The organism is Robiginitalea marina (assembly GCF_024006985.1).
Classification (GTDB): Bacteria; Bacteroidota; Bacteroidia; order Flavobacteriales; family Flavobacteriaceae; genus Robiginitalea; species Robiginitalea marina.
On the sequence record NZ_JAMXIB010000011.1, the window covers coordinates 48,397 to 70,194 of the forward strand.

Genomic DNA, 21,798 nt, shown 5'->3' on the forward strand with positions numbered 1-21,798 from the left:
GAAAAGCCCACCCTGTGGGCTTTTCCTGTTTTTTGGGAAAACCGCTCCGTTTTGCCGAATTGTGATATCTTTAATCCAAAGAAGGCTCAATACCATGAAAAACCTGATCTCCTTTGGGGTTGTCCTTTGCTCCCTCCTGCTGGCCACCCCTGCGCTTGGTCAGCGAAAACCTCGTATCCGGGGAAGCCGGACGGTGGTTTCCGTCGACAGGGAACTTCCGCCTTTTTCCCATCTGGTCCTGGAAGACGACCTTGAAGTACGCCTAAGGGCCGGGGCCTCGGAAGGGGTTCGGATTGATGCCGACGACAACCTGGTGGATATCCTGAGGTTCGACCTGGACGGCGATACCCTCCGGATTGCCTCCTTTTACAACATTACCGCAAAGAAGCAGCTCGACCTTACCCTGAGTTACACCCACCTGGAATCGATACGGGTAACCGCGGGAAACCTTACCACCTCGGATCCGCTGAAGGCCGATCAAATCAGGCTCGGGGTCATGGAGGTGGGAAAGGCCACACTCGAGGTCCATGGCACCATAGTGTCGGTGGACCTGGAAGGAAATGCCTCTGCAGATCTGCGCCTTAGGGCCGATTCGGTGGCCATAAGGGCAGCCGACCGGGCCGACGCCCACCTGTATTCCGAAGGTGGAGGCCTTGCGCTGGCGCTAACCCAAAGCGCTTCTCTGGTCCTGGAAGGAGATAGCCCCGAAATGCAGGCGACGCTTTCAGGAAATACCCGACTCGATGCTCGCGCCCTCGAAGCCAGGGTTGTATCGGTTACCCTGGGCGAATCGTCCAATGGGCGCATAAGGGCCCTGGACGTCCTCCGCTATGAAGGCAGCGGGGATTCCCGCCTTTTCGTATACGGGCAGCCCGCAATCGAAATCCCCGGATTCCGCGACAGGGCGGAACTCCATAAGGCTCCGGAATAACGTCCTTACAAATGTAAAACCCCGGAAGGAAGCCCTCCCGGGGAATTGGTCGGCCTGTCAGGTATTGGGGCCCGCTGCAATGATGTCGGCGTTTACCCCGGCCTCATATTTCTGGAAGTTTTTCCGGAACAGGGCTACCAGCTTGGATTTGGTGGCGTCATAGGCCTTTTGGTCGTCCCAGGTATTTCTCGGGTTCAGCAGGGCTTCGGGCACACCCGGGCAGGCCTGGGGGACCATAAACCCGAACTCATCGTCTTTTGCGTAAGATACCGCCTCAAAATCCCCGTTGTGGATGGCATCGATCATGGCCCGGGTGTATTTGAGCTTGATCCGGGAACCGACCCCATGGCCGCCTCCGGTCCATCCCGTGTTCACGAGCCAGGCCTTCACCTGGTGTTCCTTCATCTTGCTGGCCAGTAACTCCGCATACTTGTTGGGGTGCCACATCATGAATGCAGCCCCGAAGCAGGCGCTGAAGGTGGCCTGGGGTTCTGTAACCCCCATTTCCGTACCCGCCACCTTGGCGGTATAACCCGAAATAAAATGGTAGCTGGCCTGTTCCGGGGTGAGCTTGCTCACCGGTGGAAGCACCCCGAAAGCGTCACAGGTCAGGAAGATGATGTTTTTTGGATGTCCTGCCACGCAGGGGATCTGTACATTCTCAATGAACCGGATCGGGTAGGAGGCCCGGGTATTTTCGGTAATGGAGGTGTCTGTATAATCGACCTCGCGGGTCTCTTTGTCATAAACCAGGTTTTCCAGAACCGTTCCGAAACGAATGGCATTGAAAATATCGGGTTCATTTTCTGCGGAAAGGTTAATGGCTTTGGCGTAGCAGCCGCCCTCTATATTGAAGGTGCCTTCATCGGTCCAGCAATGTTCGTCATCCCCGATCAGTTTTCGCTTGGGGTCTGCGCTCAGGGTGGTCTTCCCGGTCCCCGACAGGCCAAAGAGGTAAGTGACGTCGCCCCCGGCCCCGACGTTGGCCGAACAGTGCATGGGCAGTACGTCCTGAAGCGGCATCAGGTAGTTCATCACGGAGAAAATGCCCTTTTTCATTTCCCCCGCATACTGGGTTCCCAGGATCACGATTTCCTGCCGCTCCAGGTGTACATCCACCGAGGTTTTGGAAGTCATGTGGGAGGTGTAGGAGTTTGCCGGGAACCCTCCTGCATTCAGGATCACATAATCAGGGGTCCCGAAATCTTTCAGCTCGGCTGCGGTGGGCATGATGAGCATGTTTTGCATAAAAAGGGCGTGGTATGCCCGGGTACAAATGATGCGCACCTTAATGCGGTATTTGGGGTCCCACCCCGCAAAGGCATCGACCACAAAAAGGCGTTCACAAATGTTGAGGTAATCGATGGCCCGTTCCCTGTTGACGAAGAAGGTGTTTTCGTCCAGGCCGATGTTGACATCGCCCCAGTCGATGTTGTTTTCCGAATCGGGATGCCTGACGATGCGTTTGTCCTTGGGACTCCGGCCGGTTTTTTCCCCTGAGTAGACCAATAAGGCCCCTACATCGGAAATGGCCGTTCCGGCTTCACTGCGCAGGCCGATTTCGTATAACATGGGGATACTGCTGTTTCGGTGGACTTCCCCAACGGAAATCCCATACTGGGTTAGGTTGAAAGTTGCCATAGATACCTGATTTGGCGATTAATAAATTTCACAGGACGCCCAGGCCAGCCGGAAAGCCGGAACCTTTTGCAAAGGAGCGAAAAAAATGTCCCGAAAAGTATGACAAATATCAACGCCGTTCAAGGAAATAGGGCCAAAAGCTTCGCACTAGTGCGGAGGGGTTTTCCTATCTTTGTTTGGCAATGAATGAGCATCTTGACCCCACGGCAGAACATTTTTCCCAGGAGGAACTCGATATAGAGCGCGCCCTTCGACCCCTGTCTTTTGATGACTTTGCAGGGCAGGAGAAGGTCCTGGACAACCTCAAGGTGTTCGTGCAGGCGGCCAACCTCCGGAAGGAGGCCCTTGACCATACCCTCCTGCACGGCCCCCCGGGCCTGGGGAAGACCACCCTGGCCCATATTTTGGCCAATGAACTGGGGGTAGGCCTGAAAGTGACCTCCGGGCCGGTCCTGGACAAGCCGGGAGACCTGGCCGGGCTGCTTACCAACCTGGAAACCAGGGATGTTTTGTTCATCGACGAAATCCATCGCCTGAGCCCGGTGGTGGAGGAATACCTCTACTCTGCCATGGAGGATTTCAAGATCGATATCATGATCGAAACAGGGCCCAATGCCCGCTCGGTGCAAATCCACCTGAACCCCTTTACCCTGGTGGGGGCCACCACCCGGTCGGGGCTGCTGACCGCCCCCATGAGAGCCCGCTTTGGTATTGCCAGCCGCCTGGAATACTACAACACCGAATTGCTGGCTGCCATTGTGGAGCGTTCCGCCGATATCCTGAAAGTGCCGATCTCACACGAGGCCGCCATAGAGATCGCCGGTCGCAGCCGGGGGACCCCCCGGATCTGCAATGCGCTGCTGCGGCGTATCCGCGATTTTGCACAGATCAAGGGCAATGGGCGGATTGACCTGGAAATATCCCGGTATGGCCTGAAGGCGCTTAATGTAGACGCCTATGGGCTCGACGAAATGGACAACAAGATCCTGGCCACCATCATCGATAAATTCAAGGGTGGCCCCGTGGGGATCAGTACCCTGGCCACAGCCGTCTCGGAAAACGCGGAAACCATTGAAGAAGTATATGAACCTTTCCTCATCCAGCAGGGCTTTATCCAGCGTACCCCGAGGGGAAGGGAGGTCACGGAACTCGCCTACCGGCACCTGGGCCGGTTTAAGGGAGGGGTGCAGCCCGGCCTGTTCCCTGAGCAGGGATAGCGATGTCAGAAAACCAGGCCCCACAGCAGGAAACCGCAAGTAAACCCCTTTCCGGGGCCGGAAATCCGCCCATCCATGCAGTTTCCCTGTGGACGGTACTTAAAAACCGCAAGCGGATCCTCAAAAACCCCCTGCCGTTCCACCACGAAAATTTTGAAGCCCATGGCGATACTTTCATGGTTTGGATCGGGCCGGATTCAAGGGTCGTTTTCACCCGCGACCCCCTGATTGCCCGCAACATCCTGCAAAAGAACCACCGGAATTACCGCAAATCGCCCCTTCAGACCCGCGATCTGGCCAAATACATTGGGCACGGCATCCTGACCAGTGAAGGGGAGTACTGGCGCAGGCATCGCAAGATGATACAACCGGCGTTCCACAAAGATGCCCTCAGGGGCTTGCTGGGGATAATGTTCGGGGCAATTCGTTCAGAATTATCGGGCCTGCCGGTAGGCCGGCCGATGGATGTATTTCCGCGCATGAGCGACCTGGCTTTCCAGGTGGTGGCCCGGTCGCTTTTCAGTGCGGGAAACCTCCGGGACGACATGAAGCGCTTGCAGGAAATCACCGAAACGAACCAGCGCATGCTGATCCGTGAAATGCGGCAGCCCTATTTGAAATGGTGGTTCCGAATGTCAGGACAAATCCGCCGCCACCTGGACTACGCAGAGGAGGGGCGGGGGTTGCTTGACCGGTTGATCGAGGAGCGGGTCCAAAGCGGGGCGTCTCAGGGCGATTTGCTCGACATGCTGCTGGAAGCCCGGTACGACGATGGTTCCCCCATGCCCAGGAAACAACTGATCGATGAGGTCCTGATCCTTTTTACGGCCGGGCACGAGACAACCGCCAATGCCCTGAGTTTTACCCTGTACCTCCTCGCCCGGCACCCGGAGATACAGGAAAGGCTTTACCAGAGTGTGGCATCCCTGGATTTTGACCCAGGCAACATCGATCAATGGATAAGGGGCCTTGGGTTTGCCCAGCAATGCGTGGAGGAAGCCATGCGCCTCTTTCCGCCGGTTTATGTGATCGACCGGGTTTCCCTCGGGCCGGAAGAATTGCAGGGACACACCTATCCGGCCGGAACCACCTGGCTGGTGAGTCTTTACGAACTTCACCGCAGCCCCCGCCTTTGGGAAGACCCCCTGTCCTTCCGTCCCGATCGGTTCGACCCGGAAAGGAAAAAGGAGTTCACCTCCCATTACTTCCCCTTTGGGGCGGGCCCCCGGATGTGTATTGGCAATAATTTTGCCCTCTACGAAATGGTGATGGCCATCGGGTGGATGGTAAAAAAGTACCGGATTACCTCCCCGCTCCCGACCCTGGAGGTCGTGCCGCTGATTTCCCTGAAGCCGGGCGAGGTATTGCTGGAATTGCATCCCAGGCATTAGCCGACCCCTTTAGCTTTTCTGCTTTCTTGTTTTGGAGGGGGAACTGCCCTCGCATTTTTGGTATCTTCGGATCAAATCTAGCCGGGGATGTCCAGGGAAAGAAACGCTGTCGCCATAAAAGCCGAGGCCCAACGCCTCGGGTTTTTGGCCTGTGGCATCTCGGAAGCGACCTTCCTGGAAGCAGAAGCCCCAAGGTTGGAACGGTGGCTCAGGCAGGGGATGCACGGGGAAATGGCCTATATGGAAAACCATTTCGACAAGCGCCTGGACCCCCGCAAGCTGGTGCCCGGGGCGCGAACGGTCATTTCCCTGTTGTATAATTATTTTCCCCGGGAGCAGCAAAGGGAGGACACGTACAAACTCTCCAAATATGCCTACGGGGAAGATTACCACCGCGTGGTCAAAGACAAGCTCCGCGCATTGCTCGAATTCATCCGCGAGGAAATCGGGGCTGTGGACGGCCGGGCCTTTGTGGATTCCGCCCCGGTCCTGGACAAGGCCTGGGCTGCCCGCAGCGGCCTCGGATGGATTGGGAAAAACGCCAATCTGCTTACCCGGCAGGTAGGGTCTTTCTATTTTATTGCAGAACTGATCGTGGACCTGGAGCTCGCCCCCGATGCCCCGGTGACAGACCACTGCGGTACCTGTACGGCCTGCCTGGAGGCCTGCCCGACAGGGGCTATTGTGAAGCCGTATGTGGTTGACGGGAGCAAATGCATTTCCTACTTTACCATAGAGTTGAAAAATGAGATCCCCGCTTCTGTAAGCGGATCCTTCGACGACTGGGTATTCGGGTGCGATATTTGCCAGGATGTCTGCCCCTGGAACCGATTTTCAAAGCCCCATGGGGAACCCAGGTTCAACCCGGCCCCAGGCCTCCTCGACATGGACCGGAGGGAGTGGGAGGAACTCACTGTGGAGGTCTTCCGGCAGGTGTTTTCAAAATCGGCTGTCAAACGGGCCAAATTTGCGGGCCTGAAACGAAACATTGATTTTGTGAAGGGCCAGGGGGAGTAGGGGGAAAGCCCCCGGTACAGGCAGGTCGGTATTCAATCTCAGATTTTACAGAGCGGAATAAAGTTTTTATATTGAGGGCGCAACGCGATCCCCCGCAGAGGGGGATTGCCACGTTTTTTGACTAAACTCAACCAACTAAATCAAAAATTCATGGGCGGATTAGGTACTCTGGACCTGGTAGTGATCGTGGTCTACCTGGTAGGGATCATTATATACGGGATTTCCAAATCGAAGCGGAGCAGTTCTGAAGATTATTTCCTTGGAGGCCGCACCATGACCTGGCCCATTGTGGGGATTGCCCTTTTTTCTGCCAATATCTCCAGCTCCACCCTGGTAGGGCTGGCCTCCGACGGCTTTCAGACCAACGTCCACGTATACAACTACGAGTGGTACGCGGTGGTAATCCTGATCTTTTTTTCCATCTTCTTCCTCCCGTTCTACCTGAAATCGGGGGTGTACACCATGCCGGAATTCCTGCAAAAACGCTATGACAAGCGTTCCCGGTATTATTTTTCGCTCATTACCATCATCGGGAATGTCCTGGTCGATACCGCCGCCGGGCTTTATGTGGGCAGCATAGTCCTCAAGCTGCTTTTTCCGGAGATCAGTTCCACCCTCATTATCATTATCCTCGCCCTCGCGGCAGCCGCCTACACCATTCCGGGGGGGCTTAACTCGGTGATACAAACCGAGGTCATCCAGGCGGTACTGCTCATTATCGGCTCGTGTCTGCTCACCTATTTTGCTTTTGACCGGCTCGGCGGGGGATGGGAATTGATGATGGACAAACTCGACGGCATGCTTGCTGCCGGGGAGGTGGAATTCAGGGACCGGGCGGCCGAAGGGAAATACATCCCATCAAATTCGAAAGAGGCCTTTAGCCTGGTACGCCCGGGCAATGATGAATTTATGCCCTGGTGGGGGCTGGTTTCCGGGGTGGCCCTGCTGGGCTTTTATTTCTGGGCCAATAACCAGTTTATGGTGCAGCGCGTATTGGGGGCTAAAAACCTGAACCATGGCCGGTGGGGAGCCCTCTTTGCCGGATTGCTCAAGCTTCCTGTGATCTTCATTATGGTGGTGCCCGGGGTCCTGGCCCTGCTGCTGTTCAATACCCTCGACATTTCAGAGTTGAATTATCCCCTCGCTTCCGGGGGGATGTGTGAAAACCTGGCCGATTGCCCAAACCTGACGTATCCGGTGCTGCTCTTTCAACTGCTTCCCGCCGGCATCCTTGGGCTCGTGGTGGCCGGGTTGCTCGCCGCCATGATGTCGTCGGTGTCGGCGACCTTCAATTCAGCCTCCACCCTGATTACCATGGATTTTGTGCGTGAACTAAAGCCTGAACTGACCAGCAAGCAGTTGGTCCGCGCCGGACAGATCGCCACCCTGGTCCTGGTTGTGCTGGCCTCTGCCTGGGTGCCCTTTATCGAAAGGGTAAGCGATTCCCTCTGGGCGTACCTGCAGCTGGTGATTGCCTTTACCAGTCCACCGGTGGTCTCTGCCTTTATCCTTGGCCTGTTCTGGAAGCGCGCCAATGCCCAGGGGGCTTTTGTCAGCCTTATTTTCGGGGGTATTTTCGCCCTCTTTATGATCCTTTCGGCTTCCCTGGACCTGTGGCCCTACCTGAATGATTTCCATTTCCTGGCTAAGGCCAACCTGTTGTTTGTGGTAAGTGCGCTCATCCACATCGGGGTAAGCCTGGCCACCGGACGACCCGACCCGCAGCAGGTAGCCGAGTACACCTATAAAAAGGAATTGTTCACTTCTGAAACGGAAGAATTGCAGGCCCTGCCCTGGTACCAGAATTACCGGTACCTGGCGGTCATCCTGCTGGTGATGACCGCGGCCATCGTGATCTGGTTCTGGTAGTTCCCGGGGGTTGACCTTTTTGGTGAACGGGGATGCAGCCCGCGAGGGCTCTGTGCTGCGGGGCCCCCCGCCCTCCCGCCCCCAACCCAAACCTACCCCTACCCCCTGCAACTCCCCAACAGGCCTCCCGCTTTCCGCTAAAAAGTATTGGAATACAACTACTTCCAATGCAATCCCGGGGGATTGGGTGAAATCGCCCCACTTTTGCGAATCCCCCGTACAGAAAAGGCCCAAACCCCTTACTTTTGTAGTTCTAACCCAAACCCATGAGCAACTATAAGAGACGGCGGGAGGCCCTGGTGTATCACGCCAAACCCCAGCCGGGAAAGATAAAGGTGGTCCCCACCAAGCCCTATTCCACGCAACGGGACCTGGCCCTGGCCTATTCTCCGGGGGTAGCGGAGCCCTGCATGGAAATCTTCAGGAACCCTGACCATGTGTATAAATACACGGCCAAAGGAAATATGGTCGCGGTGATTTCAAACGGGACCGCAGTGCTGGGCCTTGGCGATATCGGGCCTGCTGCATCCAAACCCGTAATGGAGGGAAAATGCCTGCTGTTTAAGATTTTTGCCGACATCGACGGGATTGACATTGAGCTGGATACCCACGATGTGGATAAGTTCGTGGAAACCGTCAAAATCATGGCCCCCACCTTCGGGGGGATCAACCTGGAAGATATCAAGGCGCCGGAAGCCTTTGAGATCGAGCGCCGTCTCAAAGAAGAACTGGATATCCCCGTCATGCACGACGACCAGCACGGCACCGCCATCATCTCCGCAGCTGCCCTGCTGAATGCCCTGGAACTGGCCGGGAAGAAGATGGAATCGGTAACCCTGGTCATCAGTGGGGCTGGGGCGGCTGCCGTTTCCTGCACCCGCCTGTACAAGGCTTTTGGTGCCCGGGACGAGAACATCGTGATGCTCGACAGCAAGGGCGTGATCCGGGCAGACCGCGAAGGCCTTAGTGTGGAAAAACGCGAATTCGCGACCCATCGGAAGATTGACACCCTGGAAGAAGCCCTGGTAGGGGCCGATGTCTTTATCGGCCTGTCGGTCGCCGATATCATGACCCCCGAAATGCTTAAAAGCATGGCGAAGAACCCCATCGTTTTCGCCATGGCCAACCCGGACCCTGAGATCCGCTATGACCTGGCCGTGGGGACGCGGAAAGACGTGATCATGGCCACCGGGCGTTCCGACCACCCCAACCAGGTGAATAATGTACTGGGGTTTCCCTTTATTTTCAGGGGCGCACTGGATGTGAGGGCCACCAAGATCAATGAAGCCATGAAGATGGCAGCCGTGAAGGCCCTGGCCGACCTGGCCAAGGAACATGTGCCCGAGCAGGTCAACATCGCTTATGGCGAGACCCGCCTGACCTTCGGACGCGAATACATCATCCCCAAGCCGTTCGACCCCCGCCTGATCACCGTCGTGCCCCCGGCCGTGGCCCGGGCGGCCATGGAAAGCGGTGTGGCCCGGGTGCCGATCACGGATTGGCACCGGTATGAATCGGAACTGATGCAGCGCTCGGGTGAAGACAAAAAGGTGGTCCGCATGCTGATGAGCCGGGCCAAGGCCAACCCGAAACGGATCGTCTTTGCGGAGGCCGACCAACTCGACGTGCTCAAGGCGGCCCAGATTGCCTATGAAGAAGGGATCGCCCACCCGATTTTGCTGGGGAACCGCACCATCATCGAAGGGCTGATGGAGGAACTGGAATTCGATGCTGACATCCCCATTATCGACCAGTTCGGGGAAGAGTCTCAGGAAAAAAGGGACTTCTACGCCAAATGCTACTGGGAAGGGAGGCAGCGCAAGGGGTGCACCCTTTACGGGGCCCGCCTCAAAATGCGGGAACGGAATTATTTCGGGGCCATGATGGTCATGGGCGGGGAAGCTGACGGGATGATATCGGGGTATTCCAGGGCCTACTCCACTGTGGTGAAGCCTATCTTCGAAGTGGTGGGTAGGTCTGCCGGGGTGAGCCGCGCGGCTACGGTCCATATCATGATCACTTCCAGGGGCCCTTTGTTTCTGGCAGATACCTCCATCATCATCGACCCCACGGCCCAGGAACTGGCAGCCATCGCGCAAATGACGGCCAACCTGGCCAAGGCCTTTGGGTTTGACCCTGTGATGGCCCTGTTGTCGTATACCAACTTTGGGTCTTCAGACCATCCCCATGCCCTAAAGGTGCGCGAGGCCATCCGCATCCTGCATGAGGAAAGCCCTGAATTGGTTGTCGATGGGGAAATCCAGGCCGATTTTGCCCTGAACCGCAAGCTCAATGAATCAAAGTTTCCCTTTTCCAAGCTGGCCGGCAAAAAAGTGAACACGTTGATTTTCCCAAACCTGGAATCGGCCAACATCACCTATAAGTTGCTGAAGGAATTGGAGGGAGCCGATACTATTGGCCCTATTATGCTGGGGCTGCGAAGGGCGGTGCACGTACTTCCGATGGGCACTTCCGTGGAGGAAATCGTGAATATGACCGCCGTGGCAGTCATCGATGCCCAGGAACGGGAAAAGCGGAAAAAAGCAAAAATGACCCAGGCCTGACTCATCGTCCCATAAGGGATAGCGGGGCCAAAAAACGGATTTATTATGATCAACCACCTCAGCGGAAGACTGGTAGAAAAATATCCGACCCATGTGGTCATCGAATGCGGGGGCGTGGGGTACCAGGTCCATATTTCCCTGAACACCTATTCCTCCCTCCCGCAGGGGGAACAGGTGCGCCTGTTTACCCACCTGCAGATTCGGGAAGACGCCCACACGCTCTACGGGTTTTCAACCCCGGCAGAACGGGAAATTTTCCGGTTGCTGCTCTCGGTATCGGGCGTTGGGGCCAGCACCGCCCGGACCATGCTTTCATCCATGGCGCCGGCCGAGGTTCGGGACGCCATTGCCACTGCAGATGTCAGGGCCATTCAGGCCGTCAAGGGCATCGGTGCCAAAACTGCCCAAAGGGTGATCCTGGACCTGAAAGACAAGATTTTGAAAATCTATGATCTGGATGAAGTTTCCCCAAAAACGGACAATACAAAAAGGGAAGAAGCGTTATCTGCTTTAGAGGTTCTTGGTTTTGCCAGAAAGCCCGCCGAAAAGGCTGTGGACGAGGTATTGCGCCAGGATTCCTCCACAAGCGTAGAGGGTATTATAAAGAGTGCGCTTCAAAATTTGTAAAACGTTTGAAAACAGGGGCATCTAAAAGTTCAAGATCCTTTTGCAAACCGTTTTTCTTCCTGACCTTCCTGCTCCTGGGGCCCCTTTGGGTGGCCCGGGCACAGGAACCAGCAACTGCCGGGCCCGATTCCGTCAAGACCGGGATTTCCCTGGGAAGGCTGCGTATGGAGAACCCGGAAAGCATTGTTTCCAAGTATACCTATGATCCAAAGCTGGACCGGTATATCTACACGGAAACCGTTGGGGATTACGATATTTCCTATCCGGTCATCCTGACCCCCGAGCAGTACCTAGAACTCATCCGCAAGACGGAGATCAAGTCGTACTTTAAGGAGAAAATAGACGCCTTTTCCGGAAAAAAGGAAGGAAGCGAGGAAGCCCGGAAAAACCTGCTGCCCAACTTCTATGTAAACAGCGGCTTTTTTGAAACCATCTTCGGGGGCAACAGCATTGAAGTGATCCCACAGGGTTCTGTGGCCATGGACCTCGGGGTCATCTGGCAAAAAAACGATAACCCGGCCCTGTCCCCCCGGAACCGCACCAACCTGGCTTTTGATTTCGACCAGCGCATCAGCCTGAGCATGCTCGGGAAGATCGGGGAGCGCCTGCAGGTCACGGCCCAGTATGACACCGAGGCCACCTTCGACTTCCAGAACCTTATCAAGCTCGATTATACCCCCACTGAAGACGACATCATCCGCAAGATCGAGGTGGGAAACGTGAACATGCCCCTGAACAGTTCGCTGATTACCGGCGCCCAAAGCCTCTTCGGGGTGAAGACCCAGCTGCAGTTCGGGAAGACCACCGTTACTGCCGTGTTCTCCGAGCAGCGCTCCCAGAACAATACTGTGGTCGCCCAGGGCGGGGGTACCCTGAATGAATTTGAGCTCACTGCCCTGGATTACGACGAGGACCGCCACTTCTTCCTGGCCCAGTACTTTCGAGACCGCTATGACCAGGCCCTGGAGGATTACCCGTTCATCCGGAGCCAGGTACAACTCACCCGTCTGGAGGTCTGGGTGACCAACCGCAGCCAGCAGACCCTGAACGTGAGGAATATCGTGGCCATCCAGGACTTGGGGGAGACTGCTCCCGACCTGACCCGCATCGGAAGGGCCGGCGGGGCCCCGGGGGACTTTTTCAACCCGGCGGGCCCGAACCCGGAACTCCCCCGTAACGGGGCCAACGACTACGACCCTGCCCTGATCGGCGGGGGAGGGGTGCTCACCCCGGCTATCAGGGATATCGCCACGGTGGCTTCAGGCTTCCAGATCCCCGGGGGGTATGTAGCCAATGAAGGCTTTGACTATGCCATCCTGGAAAACGCCCGCAAGCTGGAAATCGGAAGGGATTATTCCTTCGATTCCCAACTCGGGTACATTTCCCTCAACCAACGCCTAAGCAATGACGAAGTCCTGGCCGTGGCCTTCCAGTATACGTTCAATGGGGAAGTCTTCCAGGTGGGGGAGTTTGCCAATGGCGGGGTGGATGCCACCACGGTTGCCCCCGGGGTACAGCCGCAGGTCAGCAACAATACCCTGGTGCTGAAGCTCCTGAAGAGCAACATCACCAATGTGCAGGACCCCATCTGGGACCTGATGATGAAAAACATCTACGCCACGGGGGCTTTCCAGCTGAGCCAGGAAGACTTCCGGATGAACATCCTTTACAACGACCCCACCCCCCGGAACTATATCACCCCGGTAGACCCCAACCAGGGATGGCCCAGTACCCCCAGGCCTTTACAGGAGCGCATCCTGCTCGATGCCTTCAACTTCGACCGGCTCAATATCTACAACGACGTGCAACCCGGGGGGGACGGGTTTTTCGATTACGTCCCGGGCATTACGGTAAACCCGCAGAACGGCCTCATTATCTTCACCAAGGTGGAGCCTTTCGGGGAATTCCTCTTCGACCTGCTTGGCGGGGGTACCTACGACGTGCCGGGCGACCAGGGGTATAACCCCAACCAGCAGAAGTACGTGTTCCGCAATATGTACGTGCAGACCAAGGCGGCCTCCCTCCAGGACGCTGAAAAAAACCGCTTTCGGATCAAGGGGCGGTACAAATCGCAAAGTGGCGGGGGCATTCCCATCGGGGCCTTCAACGTGCCCCAGGGTTCGGTAAGGGTCACTGCCGGGGGCCGGCAGTTGCAGGAGGGCATCGACTACACCGTCAACTACCAGGCCGGGACCGTCCAGATCCTTGACCCCAGCCTGCAGGCTTCCAATGTACCCATCAATATATCGGTGGAAAACAATGCGGTCTTCGGGCAGCAGACGCGGAGGTTTACCGGGGTAAACGTCGAACACCAGGTGAATGAGAAATTCGTTCTGGGCGCCACCCTTCTGAACCTGAACGAGCGGCCACTGACTCAGAAAGCCAATTTTGGCGTGGAACCGGTGAACAATACCATCTTCGGGCTGAATGGAAATTTTTCCACTGAAGTCCCCTTCCTTACCCGCCTGGCGAATATGCTCCCCAACGTGGATACCGACGTCCCCTCGAATGTGTCGGTGCGGGGCGAAGTGGCTTTCCTGAAGCCCAACTCCCCCCGGAATGCCGATTTCCTGGGGGAAACCACGACCTATCTCGACGATTTTGAAGGGGCCCAGGCCCTGATCGATATCCGGTCGTCCCTGGGGTGGACCCTCGCCAGCCCTCCCCTTGAATTCCTCGACGGGGGGGAGCAGGGCCTTGAAGCCGGTTTTGGCAGGGCTAAAATGGCGTGGTACACCATAGACCCGATATTTTATACCAACCAAAGGCCTGCAGGCATCACCGACAACGACCTCTCCCTTAACGAAACCCGCCGGATCTTCATCGATGAGGTCTTTCCCAGCGTGGATGTGGCCCAGGGGCAGACTACCGTGCAGAATACCCTCGACATCGCGTACTATCCGGACCAGAAAGGGCCCTACAACGCCAACCCCAGCTTTGGGGGCGAGGTGCCCCAGGAAAAATGGGGAGGGATCATGCGCTCCTTAAGCAGCACCAACTTCGAGCAGTCGAATGTGGAATTCATTCAGTTCTGGGTGCTGGACCCCTATGTCGACGGCCAGGCGACGAGTCCCGGGGAACTGGTCATCAACCTGGGGAACATCAGCGAGGACATCCTTCCCGACGGGAGGAAGCAATATGAGAATGGCCTTCCCGGGGTGGGGTCCAATGTGCTCGTTACCCCCACTGCCTGGGGACAGGTGCCGTCTACCCAGGCCCTGGTCTACGCCTTCGACGCCGCTGAAGCCAATAGATCCCTGCAGGACATCGGGTTTGACGGCCTGGATGATGCCGCAGAGGCCGCTGCCGGGTACAACGGCCCCCCGGAGGACCCTGCCCTGGACAACTACACCTATTACCTGAACCGGGACGGGGACGTGCTCGAGCGGTACCTCGATTTCAACAATACCCAGGGTAACTCCCCCATTGCCGTATCGGCAACCGACCGCGGGAACACCACCCTGCCCGATGTGGAGGACGTGGACCGTGACCTGACCATGAACACGGTGAACAGCTACTATGAATACCGCATCCCCATCCGGCCCGGAATCTCCGTGGATGACCGCTATGTGACCGACGTCAAGGAAGGGGTTACCCCCAACCTGCCCAATGGCACCCAGCTCAACCGCCGGTGGATCCAGTACAAGATCCCCCTGAGTGATTTTGCCCAGGCGGTTGGGGGCATTTCCGATTTCCGATCCATCAGTTTCATGCGGATGTACCTGACGGGTTTCCAGGGCCCCGTCGTGCTTCGGTTCGCTACCCTCGACCTGGTCCGGGGCGACTGGCGGATTTACACCCGCAGCCTCCAGGCGGGCAATGAACCCCCGGAAGACGATGCCACCATCCTGGATGTGAATGCCGTAAACGTGGAGGAAAACAATTCCCGTATCCCCATCCCGTATGTGCTTCCCCCCGGGGTTTTCCGCGAACAGCTCAACAACAACAACACTATTGTCCGCCAGAACGAACAGTCCCTCTCCCTGGTGGTGGAAAACCTGGAACCCGAGGATGCAAGGGGGGTCTTTAAGAATGTGAACATGGACATGCGGCAGTACGAGCGCATCCGGATGTTCCTCCACGCCGAGAAACTGGTCCAGTCCGACCCGTTTATCGACGGGCAGTCGGCGGTAGGGTTTTTGCGGATCGGGACCGATTTTTCCGAAAACTTCTACCAGCTGGAGGTGCCGCTGGTCTTTACGCCATTCGGGGCCTCGACGCCGGAAACCGTTTGGCCGGCCATCAACGAGCTCAATGTGGCCCTGGCAGACCTGAACAAGGTGAAATCGCAGGGGATTGCCGACCAGACCCTCGGGGAAATTACCTACTACGAGGTGGTGGACGGGGAGGCCGTGGCCGTGGATGAATTTGCCCCCCGCCAACCCGGGCAATTGCGTATCGGAATCCGCGGGAACCCTTCCCTGGGGAGTATCCGCAGTATGATGGTAGGGGTTAAGAACATCGACAATGTACCGCTGCGGACGGAGGTATGGTTCAATGAATTGCGCCTGGCCGGGCTAGACAACAACGGGGGCTGGGCCGCCGTGGCGGCCATCGATGCCAACATGGCTGACTTTGCCAACGTATCCGCAACGGGAAGCCGGAGTACCTCCGGTTTTGGGTCCCTCGACCAGATGCCGAACGAACGCCTCCGGGAGGATGCCATCGCTTACGGGGTGGTCACCAATGTCGAGCTCGGCAAGCTCCTGCCGTCGAAATGGAACGTGCAGTTGCCATTCAACTACGGGGTTTCCGAACAATTGATCACCCCCGAATTCGACCCGGTCTACGACGACCTGAAGCTGCAGGACCGCATCGATGCGGCGCCAACCGCCCAGGAAGCTGAAATCATACGGGAGCAGGCCGAGGATTACACCAAGCGCACCAGCATAAACCTGATCGGGGTCCGAAAGAACCGGGGCGAAGAGGCCGAGGCCAACTTCTTCGATATTGAAAACTTTACCTTCAACTATTCCTACAACGAGACCGACCACCGCGATTTTGAAGTGGCGAGCCTCCGGGACCAGAATGTCCGGGCAGGGGCGGTGTACAACCACAATTTCAAATCCTCCTCGGTAGCCCCTTTTGCCAAGAACGATTCCCTGTTTCGGGGCGATTACTGGAAATGGCTTAAGGATTTCAACTTTAACTGGCTGCCCACGAGCATTTCCCTCCAATCGGACATCAACCGGCAATTCAGCCAGCAGCGCTTCCGGGACGTTTTGGAGCCGGGGGTGGAGCGGCTGCAACTTCCGCTGCTCCAGCAACGCAACTACCTGTTCAATTGGCAGTATACGCTGAATTACGCCCTTACCAAATCCCTGAGGGTGAACCTGACGGCATCCAACAACAACATCGTCCGCAATTATTACGAGGAAGAAGGCAACCCGTTTTCCAACATCCTGCAGGACCTTTCCCTATGGGACGGCTTTTTCAATGTGGGGGAGGCCAACCGGCATACCCAGCAGATGCAATTGAACTACGAATTGCCCCTTTCGAAGATCCCCATCCTCGATTTCATCAACGCCCAGTATACCTATACCAGCAACTTCGACTGGCAACGGGGGGGCGATGCCCTTAACCTGGCTGTGGCCAAGGCCCAGAACCCCGGGGTCCCTGAAGACCAGCTCATCCTTCCTTCCATCAATACGGTGCAGAATGCCAATACCCATACCCTTACGGCGGCGCTCAGCATGCAGCGGCTTTATGACCGCCTCGGCCTGAAGAAATCGGGTGGGAAGCCGGCCGCGCAGATCGCCCCGCCACGGACAGACAAGGCCGGCAACCCCAGGGGAGGGGAAGCGGTGGAGCAGGAACAAAAGACCTCAAAGGCCTTCAATACCGCGATCGACATCCTGACCATGGTAAAACGGGTTAATGTCAATTACAGCGAAAACAACGGTACCGTCCTTCCGGGATATACCCGTTCCATTGGGTTTATCGGGACGACCAAACCCACCCTGGGCTTTGTCTTCGGGAGCCAGTCCGACATCCGCTTTGAGGCGGCCCGGCAGGGATGGCTTACGAATTTCCAGGAATTCAACCAGCAATTCATCCGCCGGACCAACAAGCAGCTCAACATCACCGCCACGGCCCTGCCGGTACCCGAGCTGACGATCGACCTGATCGCAGACCGGCAGTTTTCCAGCAGCCTGCAGGAGAATTTCCGGATCGAAGACGGGGAGTACCAGCCGCTTACCCCCAACACTTTTGGCAACTTCAGTATCTCCACCCTCATGATCGGCACGGTATTCGGCAAGAGCGATGAATTCAATTCCGCCACCTTTGACGCCTTCAGGGAGAACCGCCTCATTATCGCCAACCGGCTACTCGCCGACCGCAGTGGCCCTGACGAAGGGCTGGACGAGGACGGCTTCCCGATCCGCTATGGCAAAACCAGCCAGGATGTCTTGCTGCCTGCCTTCTTTGCCGCTTACACCGGGCAGGACGCCGGGCGGGTAAACCTGGATGCCTTCCGGGATATCCCGATCCCGAACTGGAACATCAAGTACACCGGGCTTATGAAGAACAAGTGGTTCCGCAAGCAGTTCAAGCGCTTTTCCCTGAGCCACGGATACCGGGCGGCTTACAGCATCAACTCCTTCCAGACCAACCTGGAGCGGGACCAGCTGCTCTCCTCGGGCCAGCCGCCCATAGAAGCGGAAACCCAGGACCTGTTGCCGGAGAACATCATCAACAACGTGGTGCTGAACGACCAGTTCAACCCACTGATCCGCGTCGATTTCGAAATGCAGAACAGCCTGAGCGTGCTGGCTGAGGTGCGCACCGACCGGGCACTTTCCCTGAGCTTCGACAACAACCTGCTCACCGAGATCAACGGGAAGGAATACACCCTCGGGCTCGGGTATCGCTTCAAGGACGTCATGATGGTGACCAACCTGGGCGGGGAGCGGACCCGGCTGAAGGGAGACCTGAACCTGAAGGCCGACCTGAGCCTGCGCGATAACATCACCATTATCCGCAACCTCGACATCGACAACAACCAGATCACCTCGGGCCAGAACCTGCTCTCCATCAAATTCACTGCCGATTACGCCCTGACCAAAAACCTGAATGCCCTGTTTTTCTACGACCATACCTTCTCACAGTTTGCCGTTTCCACGGCTTTCCCCCAGACCAACATCAATGCCGGCTTTACCCTCCGGTATAATTTCGGCAACTAGCCCCCGGCTTTTTTATCAACAGGCTTTGGCGGGTCCGGTCGGAAAAAGCTACATTTGCCCTACTACCAAAAGCTGGAATACCATGAACATACCCTCCGAACTGAAGTACACCAAGGACCATGAATGGGTGCGGGTGGAAGGAGATGTAGCTACTATCGGCATCACGGATTTTGCCCAGGGCGAACTGGGCGATATCGTATACGTGGAAGTGGAAACCCTTGATGAGACCCTCGATAAGGAGGAGGTTTTCGGTACAGTGGAGGCCGTGAAGACCGTTTCCGACCTGTTTTTGCCCGTCAGCGGCGAGATCATAGCCTTTAACGAGGCGTTGGAAGAGGAGCCTGAAAAGGTCAATGAAGACCCGTATGGGGAGGGGTGGATGATCCGGGTTCGGATGTCGGACCCTTCAGAACTGGAAGCCCTTATGGATGCCGACGCCTACAAGGAGTTGGTGGGTGCCTAGGAAGGGCTTTTTTGCCCTCGCCTTTTTCCTCTGGGCCTTTGCAGTAGGCCTTCTGAGCCTTTTGCCCCTCCACGACATGGGCCTTGAGGGCCCTCAAATCCCGTATTTTGACAAATGGGTTCACCTGGGGTTCTACCTGGCCGGGATGGTGCTGGGCTCCCTTTTTTTATGGGAACAATACCGGGGTAAAAAAAGGCAGCTGCCTTCCCTGCTCACCATGGCTGCAATCCTGTTCTTTTATGGTATGGTTATTGAGGTACTTCAGGGGGCCATGGGCTTCCAGCGCAGTACTGAAGTATGGGACCTGGTGGCAAATACCCTCGGAATCTTCCTGGGGGGAGTGATAATGACCTTCGTGTTCGGCAGCAGCAACACATTTAATTGGAGGGAATAATTGCTTTTTTGATAAAATAATAGTTAATTAGCAGGCATTAAAGTAAGGAAATCATGGAAGTGAAAAAGAATCCAAAAGCTGACCTGAGCCGGAACAGCAGTTTTTATTTCGTGCTCGGCCTGGCGGTGGTTATGGGGCTGGTTTGGTTTGCCCTGGAATGGAAAACCTATGACAAGGGCACTGATTACGATATCTCCCTGAATGTTGAGGATATGCTGGATGAGGAGGTCCCGATGACCGAACAGATCAAGACGCCACCCCCCCCTCCGCCCCCTGCGGCCCCCGAGGTTATTGAAGTGGTGGAAGATGAGGAGGAAGTGGAAGAGACCGTGATCGAATCCACAGAAACCAGCCAGGAAGAAGAGATCGTTGAAGTAGACGATATCGTGGTTGAAGACGTGGATGAAGACATCGAGGTGCCGTTTGCCGTCATCGAGGATGTACCTGTATTCCCGGGCTGCGAAGGGGCCAGTGATAAAAAGGCCTGCTTTAACGAGATGATGCAGAAACACATCCGGAAGAATTTCCGGTATCCGGAAATGGCCCAGGAAATGGGGATCCAGGGACGGGTAGCCGTGATGTTTACCATCCAGAAGGATGGATCCATCGGAAATATCCGCCTGCGGGGCCCGGATAAAAACCTCGAGGCCGAAGCGCGCCGCATTATTGAAAAGCTGCCCAAAATGACCCCCGGAAAGCAACGCGGACGGGCCGTAAGGGTGCCTTTCAGCATCCCGATTACCTTCAAGCTGCAATAACGCAGATACAGGAAAAAAGGACTAAGACCCCGGTCCCGATAGCTATCGGGACCGGGGTTTTTTTATCCCCGGTTGCACCCTAAACGGGGGGCTGCAGGCACCCCCTGGCCAATTCGCAGCGACAGGTTGGAAAGTAGGGTGTTGCAGCGTATCTTTGCGGGCCAAAGAAATTTCAATGAAACCTGCAGCAGGTGCCCTACCCAGACATCCCCTGCACCTGGCCTTTTCCGACTTCAGGGAAATCACCAAGGCCAGGCTCGCGATCAGCGTGGTTTTTTCGGCCCTTGCCGGATACCTCCTGGGAGCCGAACAGGTACGCCTGATGCCCCTGCTGCTCCTTGCCGTAGGGGGGTACTGTATGGTAGGGGCTTCCAATGCCTTCAACCAGGTCATTGAACGCGACCTGGATGCACTCATGCACCGCACCAGGAATCGCCCCATCCCCGCGGGCCGGATCCAGGTGGCCCAGGCCCTGGCCATCGCCATAGCCATGACCCTGGCAGGGGTGGTGTTGCTCTATCTCCTCAACCCGAAAACCGCCCTTTTCGGTACGCTGTCAATTTTCCTCTATACCTGTGTCTATACCCCCCTGAAAACGGTAACCCCCCTCGCGGTCTTTGCCGGGGCGTTCCCGGGGGCCATCCCCTTCATGCTGGGCTGGGTGGCGGCCACAGGGGAATTCGGGATTGAACCGGGGACCCTGTTTATGATCCAGTTCTTCTGGCAGTTTCCGCATTTCTGGGCCCTGGGTTGGATGCTCGACGAAGATTACCGCAGGGGCGGGTTCAAGATGCTCCCCACGGGGAAGAAGGACACGGGCACGGCCGTGCAGATCATAATGTACACCATTTGGATGATCGTGATTTCCATCGTCCCGGTCTTCGGGATTACAGGCAGGCTCCACCTCTCCATCCCGGCTGCCGTCCTGGTCTTCCTGATGGGGCTGGTCATGCTCTGGTTCGCCCTGCGGCTTTATGAGTTGCGCGACCGGAAATCCGCCCGCAGCCTGATGCTGAGCAGCGTGACCTATATTAGCCTGATACAAATCGTTTACGTTATCGATAAATTCCTGTCATGAGCAAAGAACTGACCGAAGTGCCCCGGGAGGAAAAGACCAGCCGTGCCAAAAAAATGATGCTTTGGTTCGGGATCGTGAGCCTGCTGATGAGCTTTGCGGGATGGACCAGCGCGTATATTGTGAGCAGTTCCCGGGAGGACTGGCTGAAGGATTACCAGCTGCCCGGCGCTTTCTGGGTCAGCACGGCCATTATCCTCTGCAGCAGCATTACCTACTGGCTGGCCAGGCGGTCGGTGTTCCGGAATGCCCAGTCCCGGGGGACCCTTTGGCTCGGCGTTACCCTCGTCCTGGGCATCGCCTTTGTCATTTCGCAGTTCCGGGGCTTTTCGGAAATGATCGCCCTGGGCTATTATTTTACGGGGCCCACCAGCAACATTACCCTTTCCTATATATTCCTGATCGCAGCCGTTCATATCCTGCACGTGGCGGCAGGCCTGATTTCCCTGCTGGTGGTCCTTTACCGCCAGGTGCGGGGAAGCTATGGCCCGGGACGTATGCTGGGCATGGAGCTGGGGATCACCTTCTGGCATTTCCTGGATGCGCTTTGGATTTACCTCATCCTCTTTTTCTATTTTTTCAGGTAGGTCCGGGGGGAAATGAAATGTCCCCGGATTCTGCTTTTGTAACGTTCAAAAAAATGTATTTTTGCTAAAATTCTCATAAT

At 56.5% G+C, this 21,798-nt stretch carries 14 protein-coding genes; 13 read left to right on the forward strand and 1 reads right to left on the reverse strand.

Annotation, left to right across the window (positions count from 1 at the left end; genetic code table 11):
* Window positions 1–94: 94 nt before the first annotated feature.
* On the forward strand, window positions 95–931 hold the full coding sequence (locus tag NG653_RS12365) for a GIN domain-containing protein (RefSeq protein WP_252742025.1): 837 nt from the start codon (window positions 95–97) through the stop codon (window positions 929–931).
* Window positions 932–988: 57 nt separating this feature from the next.
* Here the strand turns inward: NG653_RS12365 and pckA are convergent, their stop codons facing one another.
* Window positions 989–2,572: a phosphoenolpyruvate carboxykinase (ATP) gene (gene pckA / locus NG653_RS12370; protein ID WP_252742026.1), complete on the reverse strand. Its 1,584-nt coding sequence runs from the start codon at window positions 2,570–2,572 to the stop codon at window positions 989–991.
* Window positions 2,573–2,754: 182 nt separating this feature from the next.
* On the opposite strand from pckA, the gene ruvB reads away from it, so the two are divergent.
* The 12 genes from ruvB to NG653_RS12430 all read left to right on the forward strand — a co-directional run bounded on the left by ruvB (window position 2,755) and on the right by NG653_RS12430 (window position 21,718).
* The gene (gene ruvB / locus NG653_RS12375) at window positions 2,755–3,789 is read left to right on the forward strand and encodes a Holliday junction branch migration DNA helicase RuvB (RefSeq protein WP_252742027.1); all 1,035 of its coding nucleotides are present in this window, start codon (window positions 2,755–2,757) and stop codon (window positions 3,787–3,789) included.
* 2 nt (window positions 3,790–3,791) lie between these two features.
* A complete protein-coding gene (locus NG653_RS12380; protein ID WP_252742028.1) occupies window positions 3,792–5,180 on the forward strand; it encodes a cytochrome P450 in 1,389 nt (462 codons plus the stop codon).
* A gap of 87 nt (window positions 5,181–5,267) precedes the next feature.
* Complete coding sequence (gene queG / locus NG653_RS12385) at window positions 5,268–6,197, forward strand: tRNA epoxyqueuosine(34) reductase QueG (protein WP_252742029.1); 930 nt, start codon at window positions 5,268–5,270, stop codon at window positions 6,195–6,197.
* A gap of 150 nt (window positions 6,198–6,347) precedes the next feature.
* Window positions 6,348–8,066, forward strand: coding sequence for a sodium:solute symporter (locus tag NG653_RS12390; RefSeq protein ID WP_252742030.1), 1,719 nt, complete (start codon window positions 6,348–6,350; stop codon window positions 8,064–8,066).
* 266 nt (window positions 8,067–8,332) lie between these two features.
* A complete protein-coding gene (locus NG653_RS12395; RefSeq protein WP_252742031.1) occupies window positions 8,333–10,630 on the forward strand; it encodes an NADP-dependent malic enzyme in 2,298 nt (765 codons plus the stop codon).
* Between the two features lie 45 nt (window positions 10,631–10,675).
* On the forward strand, window positions 10,676–11,257 hold the full coding sequence (ruvA, locus tag NG653_RS12400) for a Holliday junction branch migration protein RuvA (protein WP_252742032.1): 582 nt from the start codon (window positions 10,676–10,678) through the stop codon (window positions 11,255–11,257).
* A gap of 5 nt (window positions 11,258–11,262) precedes the next feature.
* On the forward strand, window positions 11,263–18,441 hold the full coding sequence (gene sov / locus NG653_RS12405) for a T9SS outer membrane translocon Sov/SprA (protein ID WP_370281138.1): 7,179 nt from the start codon (window positions 11,263–11,265) through the stop codon (window positions 18,439–18,441).
* Window positions 18,442–18,523: 82 nt separating this feature from the next.
* On the forward strand, window positions 18,524–18,904 hold the full coding sequence (gene gcvH, locus NG653_RS12410; protein ID WP_252742033.1) for a glycine cleavage system protein GcvH: 381 nt from the start codon (window positions 18,524–18,526) through the stop codon (window positions 18,902–18,904).
* Window positions 18,897–19,298: a VanZ family protein gene (locus NG653_RS12415; RefSeq protein ID WP_252742034.1), complete on the forward strand. Its 402-nt coding sequence runs from the start codon at window positions 18,897–18,899 to the stop codon at window positions 19,296–19,298. The genes gcvH and NG653_RS12415 overlap by 8 nt, the downstream gene beginning before the upstream one ends.
* Window positions 19,299–19,351: 53 nt before the next feature.
* Window positions 19,352–20,056 carry an energy transducer TonB gene (locus NG653_RS12420; protein ID WP_252742035.1) on the forward strand — a complete coding sequence of 235 codons (705 nt, stop codon included), beginning with the start codon at window positions 19,352–19,354 and terminating at the stop codon, window positions 20,054–20,056.
* A 175-nt stretch (window positions 20,057–20,231) separates the two neighbouring features.
* On the forward strand, window positions 20,232–21,134 hold the full coding sequence (gene cyoE, locus NG653_RS12425; protein ID WP_252742036.1) for a heme o synthase: 903 nt from the start codon (window positions 20,232–20,234) through the stop codon (window positions 21,132–21,134).
* Window positions 21,131–21,718 (forward strand): cytochrome c oxidase subunit 3, encoded by a 588-nt coding sequence (locus tag NG653_RS12430; protein ID WP_252742037.1) that lies wholly within the window; start codon window positions 21,131–21,133, stop codon window positions 21,716–21,718. Before cyoE ends, NG653_RS12430 begins: the two co-directional genes overlap by 4 nt.
* Window positions 21,719–21,798: the final 80 nt, after the last annotated feature.

Coding starts and splice junctions, on each gene's coding strand:
- NG653_RS12420 (WP_252742035.1), top strand. CDS start 19,352: ATGGAAGTGAAAAAGAATCCAAAAGCTGACCTGAGCCGGAACAGCAGT.
- pckA (WP_252742026.1), bottom strand. CDS start 2,572: ATGGCAACTTTCAACCTAACCCAGTATGGGATTTCCGTTGGGGAAGTC.
- NG653_RS12390 (WP_252742030.1), top strand. CDS start 6,348: ATGGGCGGATTAGGTACTCTGGACCTGGTAGTGATCGTGGTCTACCTG.
- NG653_RS12380 (WP_252742028.1), top strand. CDS start 3,792: ATGTCAGAAAACCAGGCCCCACAGCAGGAAACCGCAAGTAAACCCCTT.
- ruvA (WP_252742032.1), top strand. CDS start 10,676: ATGATCAACCACCTCAGCGGAAGACTGGTAGAAAAATATCCGACCCAT.
- gcvH (WP_252742033.1), top strand. CDS start 18,524: ATGAACATACCCTCCGAACTGAAGTACACCAAGGACCATGAATGGGTG.
- queG (WP_252742029.1), top strand. CDS start 5,268: ATGTCCAGGGAAAGAAACGCTGTCGCCATAAAAGCCGAGGCCCAACGC.
- NG653_RS12395 (WP_252742031.1), top strand. CDS start 8,333: ATGAGCAACTATAAGAGACGGCGGGAGGCCCTGGTGTATCACGCCAAA.
- cyoE (WP_252742036.1), top strand. CDS start 20,232: ATGAAACCTGCAGCAGGTGCCCTACCCAGACATCCCCTGCACCTGGCC.
- NG653_RS12430 (WP_252742037.1), top strand. CDS start 21,131: ATGAGCAAAGAACTGACCGAAGTGCCCCGGGAGGAAAAGACCAGCCGT.
- ruvB (WP_252742027.1), top strand. CDS start 2,755: ATGAATGAGCATCTTGACCCCACGGCAGAACATTTTTCCCAGGAGGAA.
- NG653_RS12365 (WP_252742025.1), top strand. CDS start 95: ATGAAAAACCTGATCTCCTTTGGGGTTGTCCTTTGCTCCCTCCTGCTG.